General features: G+C 71.9%; 13 protein-coding genes. 4 read left to right on the top strand and 9 right to left on the bottom strand.

Going from position 1 to position 15,206, the window contains the following annotated elements; all coding sequences use genetic code 11:
• Positions 1–111: 111 nt before the first annotated feature.
• Positions 112–2,253, bottom strand: a complete 2,142-nt coding sequence (locus A4E84_RS26235) for an ABC transporter family substrate-binding protein (RefSeq protein ID WP_062928895.1) — start codon at positions 2,251–2,253, stop codon at positions 112–114.
• Positions 2,254–2,541: 288 nt separating this feature from the next.
• Between A4E84_RS26235 and A4E84_RS26230 the strand changes: the two genes are divergently transcribed.
• Genes A4E84_RS26230 through A4E84_RS26215 form a run of 4 tightly spaced genes read left to right on the top strand, consistent with a single transcriptional unit; the run spans position 2,542 to position 6,458 of the window.
• Positions 2,542–2,832 (top strand): hypothetical protein, encoded by a 291-nt coding sequence (locus A4E84_RS26230; RefSeq protein WP_062928894.1) that lies wholly within the window; start codon positions 2,542–2,544, stop codon positions 2,830–2,832.
• 57 nt (positions 2,833–2,889) lie between these two features.
• On the top strand, positions 2,890–3,726 hold the full coding sequence (locus A4E84_RS26225) for a hypothetical protein (protein WP_062928893.1): 837 nt from the start codon (positions 2,890–2,892) through the stop codon (positions 3,724–3,726).
• Between the two features lie 18 nt (positions 3,727–3,744).
• Positions 3,745–5,685 carry a fumarate reductase/succinate dehydrogenase flavoprotein subunit gene (locus A4E84_RS26220; protein ID WP_062928892.1) on the top strand — a complete coding sequence of 647 codons (1,941 nt, stop codon included), beginning with the start codon at positions 3,745–3,747 and terminating at the stop codon, positions 5,683–5,685.
• Positions 5,682–6,458, top strand: coding sequence for a succinate dehydrogenase/fumarate reductase iron-sulfur subunit (locus A4E84_RS26215; protein WP_062928891.1), 777 nt, complete (start codon positions 5,682–5,684; stop codon positions 6,456–6,458). The genes A4E84_RS26220 and A4E84_RS26215 overlap by 4 nt, the downstream gene beginning before the upstream one ends.
• Here the strand turns inward: A4E84_RS26215 and A4E84_RS26210 are convergent.
• The 8 genes from A4E84_RS26210 to A4E84_RS26175 all read right to left on the bottom strand — a co-directional run bounded on the left by A4E84_RS26210 (position 6,433) and on the right by A4E84_RS26175 (position 15,131).
• On the bottom strand, positions 6,433–7,428 hold the full coding sequence (locus tag A4E84_RS26210) for a phosphotransferase family protein (RefSeq protein ID WP_062928890.1): 996 nt from the start codon (positions 7,426–7,428) through the stop codon (positions 6,433–6,435). The genes A4E84_RS26215 and A4E84_RS26210 overlap by 26 nt on opposite strands.
• Entirely contained in the window at positions 7,425–8,516 is a 1,092-nt protein-coding gene (locus A4E84_RS26205) for a glycoside hydrolase family 18 protein (RefSeq protein WP_062928889.1), read from the bottom strand. Before A4E84_RS26205 ends, A4E84_RS26210 begins: the two co-directional genes overlap by 4 nt.
• Before the next feature lie 66 nt (positions 8,517–8,582).
• A complete protein-coding gene (locus tag A4E84_RS26200; protein ID WP_062928888.1) occupies positions 8,583–11,219 on the bottom strand; it encodes a SpoIIE family protein phosphatase in 2,637 nt (878 codons plus the stop codon).
• Between the two features lie 252 nt (positions 11,220–11,471).
• Positions 11,472–11,879, bottom strand: coding sequence for an ATP-binding protein (locus A4E84_RS26195; protein WP_174569516.1), 408 nt, complete (start codon positions 11,877–11,879; stop codon positions 11,472–11,474).
• A 161-nt stretch (positions 11,880–12,040) separates the two neighbouring features.
• Complete coding sequence (locus tag A4E84_RS26190) at positions 12,041–12,496, bottom strand: (deoxy)nucleoside triphosphate pyrophosphohydrolase (RefSeq protein ID WP_062928886.1); 456 nt, start codon at positions 12,494–12,496, stop codon at positions 12,041–12,043.
• 59 nt (positions 12,497–12,555) lie between these two features.
• Positions 12,556–12,750, bottom strand: a complete 195-nt coding sequence (locus tag A4E84_RS26185; protein ID WP_031132511.1) for an SPOR domain-containing protein — start codon at positions 12,748–12,750, stop codon at positions 12,556–12,558.
• Between the two features lie 341 nt (positions 12,751–13,091).
• Entirely contained in the window at positions 13,092–13,844 is a 753-nt protein-coding gene (locus A4E84_RS26180; protein WP_062928885.1) for a GntR family transcriptional regulator, read from the bottom strand.
• Positions 13,845–13,991: 147 nt separating this feature from the next.
• Complete coding sequence (locus tag A4E84_RS26175; RefSeq protein ID WP_062931626.1) at positions 13,992–15,131, bottom strand: DUF4190 domain-containing protein; 1,140 nt, start codon at positions 15,129–15,131, stop codon at positions 13,992–13,994.
• Between the last annotated feature and the right edge of the window lie 75 nt (positions 15,132–15,206).

Here is a 15,206-nt window from a genome sequence, read left to right as displayed (position 1 = left end):
GGCTCCCGTCCCCCGTGTGCGGACGCCGCCCGGCGCCCAGACCATGATCGCTGCTGATCTCATGGTGCGGACGCCGGGCGGGGACGGCAAGGCGTTTGAGCGTACCCAGAGCTACCGGGCGTCGGATCCCTTCGCCGAGGGGCCCGACGCCGGCTTCGCGCCCTTCTTCAGGAAGCCCATGTCCTCGTAGACCGGTGTGCCGAAGCCGAAGGCGCCGGCGTTCACGAGGTTCTTGCGGGCCGCGAGGAGCTGGGGGCGCTGGAAGAGGGGGATCGAGCCGGCCGCCGCCCAGATGCGGGAGTCGGCCTTGCGGATCAGGGAGCGGGACTCGCCCTCGTCGAGGGTGGCCACGGCCTCGTCGAAGAGCTGGTCGACCTGGTCGGTGCCGACGCGTGTGTAGTTCTGCTCGACGTTCAGCGAGCCGTCGGCGGCCGGGACGGGCTTGGCGAAGACGGGGCGGGCGTCGGTGGCCGGGTACGCCGTGGCGGGCCAGGAGTACAGGGCGAGGTCGTACTGGCCGGAGGCGATGTGGTCCTTGAAGTAGGACTCGTCGGAGACCTTGGAGATCTCCGTGCCGATGCCGACGCGCTCCAGCATGCGGGAGATGCGGTCCGCGACGGTGCGCAGCGTCTGGGAGCCGGGCCCGGAGGGGAGCACGAAGCGGAGGGTGAGCGCCTTGCCGTTCTTGGCGAGCCGGGCGGCCTCCTGGTTCGCCGGGGCGGCGGTGCCCCGGGGGGCGTACGCGCCGGGGGCGCCGCCCTGGTGCGGCTTGTACTGCTTGCCGTCCTGGGCGAGGTGACCGGCCGGGTCCGGGCCGTGCTGGGCCTTGTTGTCCTCGCCGGTGTCGTCGGCCTGTTCGCCCTCGGGCCCGGCCGCCTTCTCCTTCTTCTGCTCCTTGACCGGGCCGCCGCGTACCCACCCGGCGTCCGCGAGCAGCGCCTGGGCCTCCTTGGTGTCCTGGCCGCCGAGGGCGCCGCTGTTGTCGGCGTAGTGGGCCTGGCCGGACAGGGCGAGGTGGCTGCCGACCGGGACGGCGGGCAGGCCGAGGGGCTTGAGGACGGCCTGGGCGAGTTCCTTGCGGTCCAGGGCGCGGGCGACGGCCCTGCGGACGCGTTCGTCGGTGAGCGGGCCCTCGGCGCCGTTCAGGGCGAGCTGGGTGTAGGCGGGCTCCAGGGACTTGCGGACCTCGAAGCCGCTGAGGGCCCGCTGCTGCCGGGCGTACTTGACGGCCGCCCGGCGCAGCTTCTTGCGGGCGACGGTCTCCTCGTCGGCGGCGTCCTCGTCGGAGCCGTTGGCGACGGCCCAGGAGTGCAGGGAGTCGGCGGCGGACCGCTCGGCGTCCGGGCCCATCAGCGGACTGCTGGAACTGTGGGGGCGGGCGGCGACGGTGATGCGGCGGGCCGCTGCGGGGTCGATCTCGGCCAGGTCGAGGGTGCCGGCGGCCAGCTCCGCGGCCCGCTTGTCGCGCGGGACGGTGCGCAGCACGATCTCGGAGAGCCTGGCCGGCTCGCCCCACCAGCGCGGGTTGCGGGTGAGGGTGATCTCGCCGTCCTCGCGGTCGGCCTTCTTCACAGTGAAGGGGCCGGCGGTGACCTTGAGCTTCTTGCGGGCTCCGTCGTTGAAGGAGTCCGGGGTGCCCATGACGTCCTTCGGGTACAGCGGCGAGAACAGCGAGCGCCAGTCGGCGTAGGGGCGGCTGAAGGTGACCCGGACCTCCAGGGCGCTGTCGCCGCGCTCGATCTTCTGGATGCGGTCGTAGCCGGCGTTGCGGGCGGTCCAGTAGGCGGTGTCCTTGCCGGACAGGGCGCGCCACTGGGCGGCGAAGTCGGCGGCGCCGATCTCCCGGCCGTCGCTCCAGACGGCCTGCTGGCTGAGCTTGTACAGGACGACCTGCTTGGGTTCGGTGTCGACGACCTCGGCGGACTCCAGGTAGTCGGGGTTGCGCTCCGGGCGGCCGGAGTCGTCCATGCGGAACATCGACGGCAGGACGGCCTGGGCGACGCGGGTGGTGGTGGCGTCGGCGTCCGACTGGAAGGTGTTCAGCGTGTCGGGCACGGAGTCGACGGCCCAGCGCAGGGTGCCGCCGTCGGCGATCCGGTCGCGTGGGGCGGACTGGATGTCCGGCGCGGCGAGCGGCTTGCCGGCGGGGTCCTCGGAGCCGCATCCGGCGAGCGCGGGCACCGCGAGCACTCCTGCGGTGAGGAAGGCGACCGAGCGCGTGACCGCGCGCGGGCCGACACCGTGCTGGGACATCTGTGCTACCTCCGGGAAGCCGCGGGCGTTATGATCACTTTTGGCGGTATTTGGAGTTCATCTGATGTATGCGGCCACTGAAGAGGAAAGGGTTCGGCAACACAGGGCGACACGGCGGTCACGGGCGGGAAGCCACCCGTGCGGCGCAACGCACCGCACAGTGCACCCACGCGCCTCGGCCAATCGATGCACATCCCTTCACAGCACAAGGTGTGACGCGCAACACTCGCAGGCGCATGAACGTTGCCGCCTTGGGCCGCGAAGGACCCGTGGAAGTGAGGGCAAGTCATGTCCGTTCACGACGAACTGACGTCAGTCCAGCGCAGTCTCGACGAAGTGTTCCGTTCGCTGGGACGCCTGGAGAAGCAGCTCGGCACCGGCGGCCTGGAGATGCGCCGCGTCCGTGCCGACGCCAACCACCTGCGCGAGAGCGTCGCCCTGCTGCGCGACGCCGCCGCGTCACCGGCCGCACCGACCCGCCCCGAGCTGGTCACCATCTCGGACACGCCGTACGACTCCGCCCTGTGGAGCGACTCGGACGACGAGGGGCTCGGCGCCCGGGACCGGCGCGCTCCCTGACCCGGGGAGGAGTCGAGCGCGACCGGCACCTCCCCCGAACCCGACCGGAGTCGTCACGTGGCCACTGGTACGGAACCTCCTGCCACCGAACCCAGACCTGAGAGCGGCGGTGTGCGGGGCAGCAGGCGCGCCGCGATCGCCGCCCCGCATCTGCGGACCGACCGCTGGTGGCTGGCCCCGGCCGGCACCGCGGCCGGTCTGCTCGCGTTCATCGTGTACTCGACCTGGCGGGCCTTCGCGAACGCCGACTACTACGCGGCGCCGTACGTCTCGCCCTTCTACTCCCCCTGCCTGGCGGAGAACTGCGAGCCGATGAAGGCCGGCCCGAACTGGGAGATCTTCGGGAGCTGGTGGGGCATCTCGCCCGCGATCATCATCCTGATCTTCCCGCTCGGCTTCCGCCTGACCTGCTACTACTACCGCAAGGCCTACTACCGCGGCTTCTGGGCGTCCCCGCCGGCCTGCGCGGTGGCCGAGCCGCACAGGAAGTACAGCGGGGAGACCCGCTTCCCGCTGGTCCTGCAGAACATCCACCGGTACTTCTTCTACGCCGCGCTCCTCGTGGCCGGGATCCTCACGTACGACACGGTGCTCGCCTTCCGCGACGAGACCTACGCGTGGGGCCACATGGGGCTCGGCACGCTCGTGTTCCTGGTCAACATCGTGCTGATCTGGGCGTACACGATCTCCTGCCACTCCTGCCGGCACATCGTCGGCGGCAAGCTCAAGCACTTCTCCCGGCATCCCGTGCGCTACCGGATGTGGCAGTGGGCCGGGAAGCTCAACGCCCGGCACATGCAGCTCGCCTGGGCGTCGCTGGTGAGCGTGGCGCTCGCCGACTTCTACGTCTACCTGGTCGCGTCGGGTGCCTTCGACGATCCGCGCTTCTTCTAGAGGGATGAGGCCCAGCTGATGTCCGTGGTCGACCGGCAGGAGTGGGACGTCGTCGTGGTGGGCGCGGGCGGCGCGGGCCTGCGCGCCGCCATCGAGGCCCGCGAGCGGGGCGCCCGTACGGCCGTGATCTGCAAGTCGCTGTTCGGCAAGGCACACACCGTGATGGCCGAGGGCGGCATCGCCGCGGCGATGGCCAACGCCAACGAGAACGACACGTGGCAGGTGCACTTCCGCGACACCATGCGCGGCGGCAAGTTCCTCAACCAGTGGCGGATGGCCGAGCTGCACGCCCAGGAGGCGCCACAGCGGGTGTGGGAGCTGGAGACCTGGGGGGCGCTGTTCGACCGCACCAAGGACGGCCGGATCTCCCAGCGCAACTTCGGCGGCCACGAGTACCCGCGCCTCGCCCACGTCGGCGACCGCACCGGCCTGGAGCTGATCCGCACCCTCCAGCAGAAGATCGTCTCCCTGCAGCAGGAGGACTTCAGGGAGACCGGCGACTACGAGTCCCGGCTGAAGGTCTTCCAGGAGTGCACGGTCACCCGCGTGCTGAAGGAGGGGGGCCGGGTCTCCGGGGTGTTCGCCTATGAGCGCGAGTCGGGCCGCTTCTTCGTGCTGGAGGCACCGGCCGTGGTGATCGCCACCGGCGGCATCGGCAAGTCCTTCAAGGTGACGTCGAACTCGTGGGAGTACACCGGCGACGGCCACGCGCTGGCGCTCCTCGCCGGCGCTCCCCTGCTGAACATGGAGTTCGTGCAGTTCCATCCGACCGGCATGGTCTGGCCGCCGTCGGTGAAGGGCATCCTCGTCACCGAGTCGGTGCGCGGCGACGGCGGTGTGCTGCGCAACTCCGACGGCAAGCGGTTCATGTTCGACTACATCCCCGACGTCTTCAAGGACAAGTACGCCGAGACGGAGGAGGAGGGCGACCGCTGGTACGACGACCCGGACCACAACCGGCGCCCGCCCGAGCTGCTCCCCCGCGACGAGGTCGCGCGGGCGATCAACGCCGAGGTGAAGGAGGGGCGCGGCTCCCCGCACGGGGGCGTGTTCCTCGACGTGTCGACCCGGATGCCCGCCGAGGTCATCAAGCGGCGGCTGCCGTCGATGTACCACCAGTTCAAGGAGCTGGCGGACGTCGACATCACCGCGGAGGCGATGGAGGTCGGGCCCACCTGCCACTACGTGATGGGCGGGGTCGCGGTCGAGTCCGACACGGCGGCGGCGCGCGGGGTCCCCGGCCTCTACGCGGCCGGTGAGGTGGCCGGCGGTATGCACGGCTCCAACCGGCTCGGCGGCAATTCACTGTCCGACCTGCTGGTGTTCGGCCGCCGGGCGGGCCGGCACGCGGCCGATCACGCGGCGGGGCTGTCCGGGGCGCGGCCCGTCGTGGACGACGTCCAGATCGACGCGGCCGCCGCCGAGGCCCTGCGGCCCTTCTCGGCCGAGGCGGAGATCGAGGAGCCCGCCGGCGGCCCGCCGGAGAACCCGTACACCCTGCACCAGGAACTCCAGCAGACGATGAACGACCTGGTCGGCATCATCCGCCGGGAGGCGGAGATGGAGCAGGCCCTCCAGAAGCTGGCCGAGCTGCGGGTCCGGGCGCGCCGGGCCGGGGTCGAGGGGCACCGGCAGTTCAACCCGGGATGGCACCTCGCCCTGGACCTCAGGAACATGCTGCTGGTCAGCGAGTGTGTGGCGCGGGCCGCGCTGGAGCGCACCGAGTCGCGCGGCGGCCACACGCGCGAGGACCATCCGGGGATGGACCGCGCCTGGCGGCGGATCAACCTGCTGTGCGCGCTCACCGACCCGACGGGCGGCCTGGCGGCGACGGACCCGGTCCGCGGCCAGATCGCCCTCACCCGTGAGACCACCGAACCCGTCCGTGCCGACCTGCTCGCCCTGTTCGACAAGGAGGAGCTGGTCAAGTACCTCTCCGAAGAGGAGCTCTACGAATGAGCGGCTATACGGCCCACTTCAAGGTGTGGCGCGGGGACGTGAACGGCGGCGGCCTGGAGGACTTCGAGGTCGAGGTCAACGAGGGTGAGGTGGTGCTCGACATCATCCACCGCCTCCAGGCCACCCAGACGCCCGACCTCGCCGTGCGCTGGAACTGCAAGGCGGGCAAGTGCGGTTCCTGCTCGGCGGAGATCAACGGCCGGCCGCGGCTGCTGTGCATGACGCGCATGTCGGTGTTCGACCGGGAGGAGACGATCACGGTGACGCCGCTGCGGGCGTTCCCGGTCGTCCGCGACCTGGTCACCGACGTGGGCTTCAACTACACCAAAGCCAGGGAGGTCCCGGCCTTCGTGCCGCCGGGCGGTGTCGCTCCGGGCGAGTACCGGATGATGCAGGAGGACGTGGACCGCTCGCAGGAGTTCCGCAAGTGCATCGAGTGCTTCCTGTGCCAGGACACCTGTCATGTGGTCCGTGACCACGAGGAGAACAAACAGGCGTTCGCCGGGCCCCGTTTCCTGATGCGGGTGGCGGAGCTGGACATGCACCCGCTGGACGCGGCGGCGGAAACCGGCCTGGACCGCAAGACCACCGCCCAGGACGAGCACGGCCTCGGCTACTGCAACATCACCAAGTGCTGCACGGAGGTCTGCCCCGAGGGCATCAAGATCACGGACAACGCGCTGATCCCGCTGAAGGAGCGGGCGGCGGACCGCAAGTACGACCCGCTGGTCTGGCTGGGCTCGAAGATCAGGAGGCGCTCTTCAGCAGGCTGAGCGCCTCGTGGAGGTTGTGCTCCGCTATCCCCCGCATGCGTCCCGGGTCCGGGAAGTCGCCCTCGATGAGGGTCAGCGGACCCGAGACCAGGCCGATGTGCATCGCCAGCCGGTACAGGCGCAGGCGTGCCTCGTCCAGGCCCGGGGCGCGCAGGGCGTCGTAGTGGGGGCCGAAGCGGAGCCGGAGGAAGACGTGCTCGTGCTCCACGTCGGAGTACATCAGGCCTTCGATGTCGATGAGCGCGGGCTGTCCCCCGGGCGTGAGCAGGACGTGGTCCGCCCCGAGTTCGCCGTGGATGAGGGTGTGTCGGTCGCGGGGCCGGACCTCGGCGACCAGCGCGTGGATCTCCTCCTCCAGCTCGCGGCGCGCGGCGGCCGCACGAGGGTCGCGTGCGGCGGCTTCGGCCACGGAGCGCAGGGCCCCTTCGGTGATGCGCTGCTCGCAGGAATCGCCGTAGGAGGAACCGCCGGCGTCCACGACGGCGACCTTCCCGAAGCGGGGACCGGTGTGGCTGTGCAGGGTGGCGAGCAGCTCCGCCATCCGCTCCAAGGCCTGCGGAGCCGCGCCGGGGTCGCGGGCCAGGGCGTCCTCCAGGCTGCCGCCGGTCAGGTCCTCGACGACGGCCGCGTCCGCGGGCAGGTGCGTGTGCGTGGAGTCGGCGAACCGGAGACGGGGCGTGCGGACTCCGGCTGCGGCCAGGCGGTCGTGGGCCGCCGTGAACAGGCCGAGGCCCGTGCCGTGGGAGAAGACGTCCCGGGGGTCGGGGTCCGGCTGGTCCCAGTAGTCCTCGTCGGCGGACCAGACGTAGGCGACGGCGGTGGAGTCGTCGTCGAGGATCAGCCGGTAGACGCCCTTCTTGGTGCCGCCGCGCACGCGTTCCACGCCGGTGAGGGTGCGGCCCGGGCCGAGGGCGGCGCGGGCCAGGGGGGCCAGGTCGGTGGTGGTGAGGGGGCGTCGGGTCGGGGTCACCCGACCCAGTCTTCCTTGTAGGCGCGCCAGTCCGCCTCGGTCGCGGCGAAATCGATGTACAGCGCGACGCCGAAGCGGGCCCGGTCCGCGTCCGTGCGGGACAGGCCGAGACGGACGCCCCGGACCGATGCGGGCACGGTCTCGGCGTGGCCCCAGTGGTCGAAGTTGCTCTCGTAGTAGAAGGGCAGGCCCATCAGCAGGTCGGTGGAGGGCGGGGTGACCTCCAGGGCGAGGGAGGTCTGCTGGGCGACGTAGCCGCCGTAGGTGCTCTCCAGCGGCTGCGCGGTGTCGTACGACATCACGGCGATCTGGTCGACGCGGCGGGCGACCTGGCCGAAGAACTCCTGCGACCACCACTTGGGGTGCTCGGTGAAGAGGCCGAACACGGTGTGGAGGGCCGGGAGCGGGTCGATCTGATGGGCGGCGACGGAGAGTTGGGCGTTGCGGGAGCGGGTCTCGCGGCGCAGGGAGTCGAGCAGGGCGAGGAAGTCGCGGTCGCCGGACGGCATGGGTTCCAGATCGAGGTGAATGCCCTCGTAGCCGGTGTCCAGGACCTGACGGGCGGAGCGGACGACGGCCGCGCGGGTGTCCGGGTCGTTCAGGAGCATGCCCTCGCTGTTCTCGGAGGCCAGGACGTCGCCGAGGAAGGCCTGGACGCGGACGCCGGGCAGCTTCTCGTGCACCGCGTCGATGAACCAGCGGGCCCTCGGATAGACCGACTTCGGGAGGGTGCCGTCGTGCTCCAGGGGACCCGAGTGGACGTAGAGGTCGCGGATGCCGGTGTCGCGCAGGCGGCGGGCCAGGGCGGTGACGTCGGCGTCCTTCTTGCGGCCGTCGACCCAGGCGTGGCCGAGCCAGAGGGCGTCGCGGTCGCGGGTGCGGGTGCCGTCGGCCGGGTCGCCCGCGTAGTTGATGCGGAGGGCTGTCAGAACGGCCAGGAGCGGGACCAGCAGGACCAGGACCACGGCGAGCGCCGTGCGTCTGATCCAGCGTCGGCGCCGCTTGCCTTCCCCCTTGGGTGCGGGAGCGTCCTGCGCGGGGCTCTCGGCGGCCGCCTCGGTCGGGGTGGTGCCTTCCGTGCGGTCCATGCCGTCTCCCAGGTGTTGCGGATGGTGTTGCCGGGGATGACGATCAGTACGGACGTTCGGTTGCCGTCAGAACAGGCTCAGCAGCGCCTCCGCCGGATCCGTCAGGCTGGTGTCGCCGCCCGGCAGGGGCAGTTCGAACCACACCGTCTTGCCCCGGGGCGTGCGGCGGGAGCCCCACGCGGCGCTGAGGAGGCCGACCAGCTGGAGGCCGCGGCCGCCCTCGTCGGTGTCGCGGGCGCGGCGCCGGCGGGGCTGGACCAGGCCGGAGTCCCAGACCTCGCAGACCAGGGTGCGGTCGAGGAGGAGGCGCAGGCGGATCTCGCCCTCGCCGTAGCGCAGGGCGTTGGTGACCAGCTCACTGACCAGCAGCTCCGTGGTGTCGACCAGGGGTTCCATGTCCCAGGCGAGCAGCTGGGCGCGGGCGTACTCCCGGGCCCGGCCCACGCTGCGCGGCTCGCGTGGCAGGGTCCAGTCGCCGACGGAATCCGTGGGCAGTCCCTGTACACGTGCCATCAGCAGCGCGATGTCGTCCTCGCCGTGGTGGGTGTCGAGGGTGTTGAGGACGTGGTCGCAGACGTCCTCAAGCGGCTGAGTGGGGTCGGCAAGCGCGCTGACGAAGGCCTGCAGCCCCTCGTCCAGGGGGTGGTCGCGGCTTTCGACCAGTCCGTCCGTGTAGAGCGCGAGCAGGGCGTTCTCGGGCAGGTCCACCTCGACCTCCTCGAAGGGCTCCCCGCCGACACCGAGCGGCAGGCCCGGCGGCACGTCGAGCATCAGCGCCGGCTCGCCCGGCTCGACCAGCACGGGCGGCAAGTGACCCGCGTTGGCGAAGGTGCAGCGCCGGGTGACGGAGTCGTAGACGGCGTAGACGCAGGTGGCGAGGTACACCTCAGACAGGTCCGCCTCGCGGGGGCGGCGGGCCGCCCGGGTCGCCTGCTGCACCCCGCCGGGGGCGCCGAGGCCGCGGGCGATCTCGTCCAGCTGGGAGAGCACCTCGGCCGGTTCCAGGTCGAGCTGGGCCAGGGTACGGACCGCGGTGCGGAGTTCGCCCATGGCGACGGCGGCGCGCAGGCCGCGGCCCATGACGTCGCCGACGACCAGCGCGGTGCGGTGCCCGGGCAGTTCGATGACGTCGAACCAGTCGCCGCCGACCTCGCTGGGCCGGCCGGTGTTGACGTTGCCGGGCAGGTAGCGGCAGGCGATGTCGAGGCCGGAGGCCTCCGGGTCGCCGGGCGGGAGCAGGGACCGCTGCAGTATCAACGCGCGTTCGTGCTCGCGGCGGTAGAGGCGCGCGTTGTCGATGCAGACCGCGGCACGGGCGGCCAGTTCCACGGCGAGGTCGCGGTCCCGGTCTCCGAACGGCTCGCTGCCCTTCGTCCGGGCGAACTGCACCAGCCCGACGACGGTGTCATGGGCGACCATCGGCACGGCGAGCGTGGACTGCACCAGCCCGCCGTCCTCGCCCGGGACGGTCTGCGGGCGGGCCGTGCGCAGGGCGTCCGCACAGGGCGAGTTGAACGGGTAGTGGTGGACGGCGCCCACCGCGACGGGCGCGCCGGTGCCGGTGAAGGGCGCGTCGGAGACGGCGCTGGCGAAGGCGACCCGGCGCAGCTCGGCGCTGCCGTCGGCGAGCCCGGGCGGGGTCTCGTCGCCGGCCAGCAGGCCCTGGTAGAGGTCGACCGTGGCCAGGTCGCAGAAGCCGGGGACGACGACGTCGAGGAGTTGCCGGGCCGTGGTCTCCAGGTCGAGGGAGTTGCCGATGCGGGCGCCCGCCTCGTTCAGCAGGGCGAGGTTGCGCCGGGCGGCGGCGGCCTCGCGGGCGGCGGCGCGGCGGGCGGTGATGTCGATGCCGAGCCAGGCGATCCCGATGGGGCGGCCCGAACCGCTGTGCACGCGGTAGAGGTTGACGGACCAGTGGCGGCGCTCGTCGGAGCCCGGCACGAAGCCGGTGACGTGCATGTCGGTGATGGAGCTGCCGGTCTCCAGCACCCGCCGCAGCGTGGCGGCGACCCGGTCGGCCTCGCTGCGCTGGAGGTAGTCGTGGACGCCCTTGCCGCGGTGGTCGTCGGGCGCGCCGCCGAAGATGGACGCGAACCGCTGGTTGACGCGGCGGACCCGCAGATCGGGGTCGATCAGCAGGAAACCGAACGGGGATTGACTGAAAATGGCCTGCGAGGCGGCGAGGTCGGTCTCGATGCTGCGCAGCGTGCGCACGTCGACGACGATGCAGACGGCAGCCTTGTCGCCCTCCTCGGTGCGCGTCGGCATGACGTACACCTCGGCGAGCCCCTCGTGGCCGCACTCCCCCTCGACGCCCCTCGGCATCCGGAAGGGCACCACGCCGGTCCATTCGCGGCCGTCGAGGATCTCGGCCATCTTGCGCATGCCGCGCTCGCGGTGGCGCGGATCGATGAACGCCTCGATGGGATCCATGCCGACGGCGCGGTCGGCGGGGATGCCGAAGAGGTGCTCGGCGCGCAGGCTCCACTGTTCGACCAGCCCGTCGGGGCCGATGGAGAAGGACGCGACCTTGATGTAGTCGTAGATGGATCCGGGGGGACTGCTCTGCCACATGGCGTCCCCCTGCGGGACCCCGTCGGCCGCGAGCGCACCTCCCACCGTGGAGGCCAGGCCGTCGGCAGCCCTCACCCTCGCGCCCTCCGACGGGTCCTCGGACTCCGTGGCCTTCGCTGGTATCTCGCTCACGCGAACCGTCCCCTCCAGCTCACCGCGCCCGGCACCGGTCACCGGGGGCGGCTGCCCGCAGTATCCAGCACTACGGTGCCGCACAACACGGTGTTCACGATCACAGCACGGTCCCGATGGTTTTCGGTCCGGACCGTGACAACACTTCCAGTCTTCTAACCAGGGGACACGTCGTCGAACCCCGTCCGCCGGCAACCGCCACTGGCCTGAACCAATCGCTCTACAGCGGTAGGACGTACGTACACCGGATTTTCACTCCGGCACCGCGAGTTCGAACCACACCGTCTTGCCCGAGACGCCGGGCCGGGTGCCCCACCGGCGGGAGGAGGAGGCCACCAGGTGCAGTCCGCGGCCGCTCTCGTCCTCAAGGCGGGCGGCGCGCTCACGGGGCGGGTCCGGGAGGGGGTCGGAGACCTCGACCAGGAGGACGCCGCCCAGGCCCGAGGGGCGTACCAGGCGGACGCCGATGGGGCCCGTGGCGTGCCGCAGCGCGTTGGTCACCAACTCACTGACCAGGAGCGCCGCGAGGTCGGTGAGACCGTCGAGGGTCCAGCGGCGGAGTTGGCCGCGCACGGCCTGGCGGGCGGTGCGCACGGCACCCGGTTCGGCGGGAAAGGTCCACTCGGCGCAGTCACCCTCGGTGTCGATCACCCCGATCACTTCCCAGACAGGAACCCTCACCCATGTCCGAATTCATGGGGTTAATGGGCACATACCCGATATCCGGGGTGGAGTACCACGCGGGGTGGCGCACCGTGACACGAAAGGCGCAGGGGGCGCTCCCATGACCATGCGATGAGTCCGTACGCCCCCGGCGAGCTTCAGGCGCCGGGCCCTTCCGGCCCGCCCGGGACAGGACCGCGAGGGACGAGGCCTTCGACGACTCCCAGGTGTGCGAGCGTCTGCCGTACCGCCGGGACGTCCTGGTCGAGCCAGGGCACGTCCCAGATCTCGCCGGGGCCGAGCCAGCGCAGCTCGTCGTGGTCCTGCAGGGGCTCGGGGGGTGCGGAGCCGGGTCGCAGCCGGGCGGTCCACACGTGCAGGACGTAGGGCGCTCTGAGGGGCCACTCCCCCGGGACGCGGCCGTCCACCTCGGCGTCGACGCCGAGTTCCTCGCGCAGTTCCCGCGCGAGCGCCGCATCGGCCGTCTCCCCGGGCTCGACCTTGCCACCGGGCAGCTCCCAGCGCCCGGCCAGCTCGGCGGGCGCGCTGCGCCGGGCGGCCAGCAGCCGCCCGTCCTCGACCAGCGCGGCCCCTACGACGATCCGCTCACTCATGCGGGGAGCCTACGGGAGCCCTGCCGGCCTCCGGGCACCTCCCCGGGCGCCCCGCGGGGTCAGTCGTGGGCCACGGCCGACCCGTTCTGACCGAGCCGCTCGACCCAGTACAGCTGCTTGTGGCCGCGACCGTCGAGGCTGTCCGCGATCTTCTGGGCCTCGGCCCGGGTCGCGTACCGGCCCACGCGGTAGCGGTTGCCGTTGTCGTCCTCTCGTATCACGAGCCAGGGAAGAGTGACCGTGCTGTCGTTCATCGCGCCCCTCCACTTCCCATCCGCGGCCTGTGCCGTACCCCACCCGCTAAGGAAACCGCAATACGCATATGCCCGACCCTACGCCTAACCTTCACGGAGCGAATACGGCTTTTCACAAAGAGGTACGCAACCAGCCAGAACCCAGGGGGCGCACGCCGACGAACGCGCCGTCCGCGTACCTCAGCGCAACCAGCCGGAGGCATACCGCAGACACGCCCGTCGACCTGCGCACATGACGAACGCCCCCGGGACGTGCACCACCGCGCCCCGGGACGGTCCGCACGGCGACGGTGTGAGCGGGGCGCGCGAGGAGCGCACCGCGGGGCGGATGTGAGCGCCGGCTACTTGACCGGAAGGTGGTAGGCGACCCGGTACCGGTCGGCCGGGATGACCACGTCGGCCGTCTCGACCGGGCGGCCGGAGGCGTAGAACGTGCGCTGGACGACCAGGACCACATGCCCCGGGACGCCGCCCAGGACGAGCAGTTCCTCGGCGAGGCCGGGACGGGCGCCGACCTCCTCCGTGACGTTGTCCACGATCACGTCGATGGCGCGCATGCGCTCGACGACGCCCATGCCGCCGACCGGCCCCTCCTCCGGCAGCATCACGGGCGTCCGGCCCGTCACGGCGAGGGGCTCCCAGGACGTGGAGAGCATCATCGCCTCACCGCCCTCGCGGTAGAGGTACCGCGTGCACATGACCCGCTCACCCGGCTCGATGCCCAGCCGCTCGGCGACCGCGACGCTCGCCTCGGACTGCTCGCTGCTGGACTCCCAGGTGCCGCGGCCCTCGCCGTCGGCCTGCTCCTGGCGGAACGGGGTGGCCCCGCCCGTCGGGCGGTAGCCGGAGCGGGAGATGCGCCGGGGCACGGGCCGCTCGCGCACATACGTCCCCGAGCCGGAGCGGCCCTCGACCAGGCCTTCCGCCATGAGCACCTTGCGGGCCTCCAGCGCGACGGTGTCCGAGACCCCGTACTCCTGGCGGATTCTGGCCTGGGAGGGCAGGCGGGTGTGCGGTGGCAGCTGACCATCGACGATCTTCTGGCGGAGATCACCCGCGACGCGCAGGTACGCCGGCTGCTCACCGAATGTCACTGGCCGCTCCCATCAGGTTGTACAGACAGCAACAGCGTGGCAACCGTAGGTTCTGCGGTGCAAGCAAAGGCCAGAGAATCACTCGATGTGATGACATGGTGGCCCTGAGGGCTTTACGCAGGCGGTTTCTCCCCGCTATGGCCGCCCTCACACCTGCGATTCGGAGTCCCCACTCTCGTCCTCCCCTCGGGCCGGCGGGGTCGCCACCAGCCCGAGGGCCTTGCGCGCCGTGACGGTCGCCGGGCCGCCCACGAGCCCGTACGCCTTGTCGTAGTGCGTGTAGTACGTGTCGGCGTCACGGGCGGTGCTCGCCTTCCGCCATTCCTCCCGGGCGTCCTCCAGGTCCGCCACCAGGCCGGCGACGGGCTTGCGGGCATCGGCCCGCCAGGCGTGCCCGCGCAGGGCCCCGATCTGCTCGCCGAGCACGCCGTGGACGCGGGTGGCCCAGGCCCGGTGGGCGGGGAGGTCGTCGTCGGGGGTCTTCTCGGGCTCCTCGTAGAGCGCCGCGTCGAGGGCGTTGGCCGTGGACAGGAAGGCGACCTGGTCGGTGTCGAGCGTGGTGGGATCGCCGCGCAGGGAGCCGGTCAGCTTGAGCCCGGCCTCGGTGTTGCCGAAGAGGCAGGTGATCGCGCGGTCGCCGAACCGCCAGCTCTCCCGGGACGGCAGCAGGTAGTACACCTCGACATCGGCCGGCATGGCCCAGGTGTCCATCGCGTACCGGTCCTGGAGGGCGTAGCACTTCTCGTCGGCGATGCCGGTGATCCTCGCGTCGCCCGGGAAGGCGCCGCCCGGCAGCGTGACGACCGCGAACACCTCGCCGTCGTGCCGGGCCTCGCACGGCACCCGGTCGACGTCGTAGGTGTCGCCCTCCAGCCCTCCGGGCGCGTCGAAGCAGTCGCCCTTGGCCAGCGAGAGGCTCCCGTTGCCCCGCGCACCGTCCTTGACGCCCTCCCAGACCTCGGACACGACTCCCGTGGACAGCACGACCGCCCACAGCACGATCCCGGCGGACGACAGCACCGACCCGGCGATCGCCATGCCCCGCCCGCTCTGCCCGGACCGCCGGATCTGCCGCAGGGCGATCAGCCCCAGCACGAGCCCGGCGGCGGGCAGGAAGCAGAGCACGCCGAGCACGAGGGCGGCGACGGCCAGGGCGTTGACGGAGACCGGGGTGCCGTACGGACGCCCGGCGGGGCCGTACGGGCCGTATGGCTGTGGCCGGCCGGCCAGGGGCGGGCCGTACGGGTCCGGGGGCCGCTGGTTCCCGGGGGGCGGGGGTATCGACACGGGTACGGTGCTCCTGGCTGAGGCGGTGGACGGGTCCGTCGTACGGCTGGGCGCATCGTAGGGGGCGGGGGACGG

Origin of the sequence: Streptomyces qaidamensis (genome assembly GCF_001611795.1) — a bacterium.
GTDB classification, from domain to species: Bacteria; Actinomycetota; Actinomycetes; order Streptomycetales; family Streptomycetaceae; genus Streptomyces; species Streptomyces qaidamensis.
Note: the sequence above shows the minus strand (reverse complement) of the source record. Positions and strands in the feature narration are given on the sequence as shown.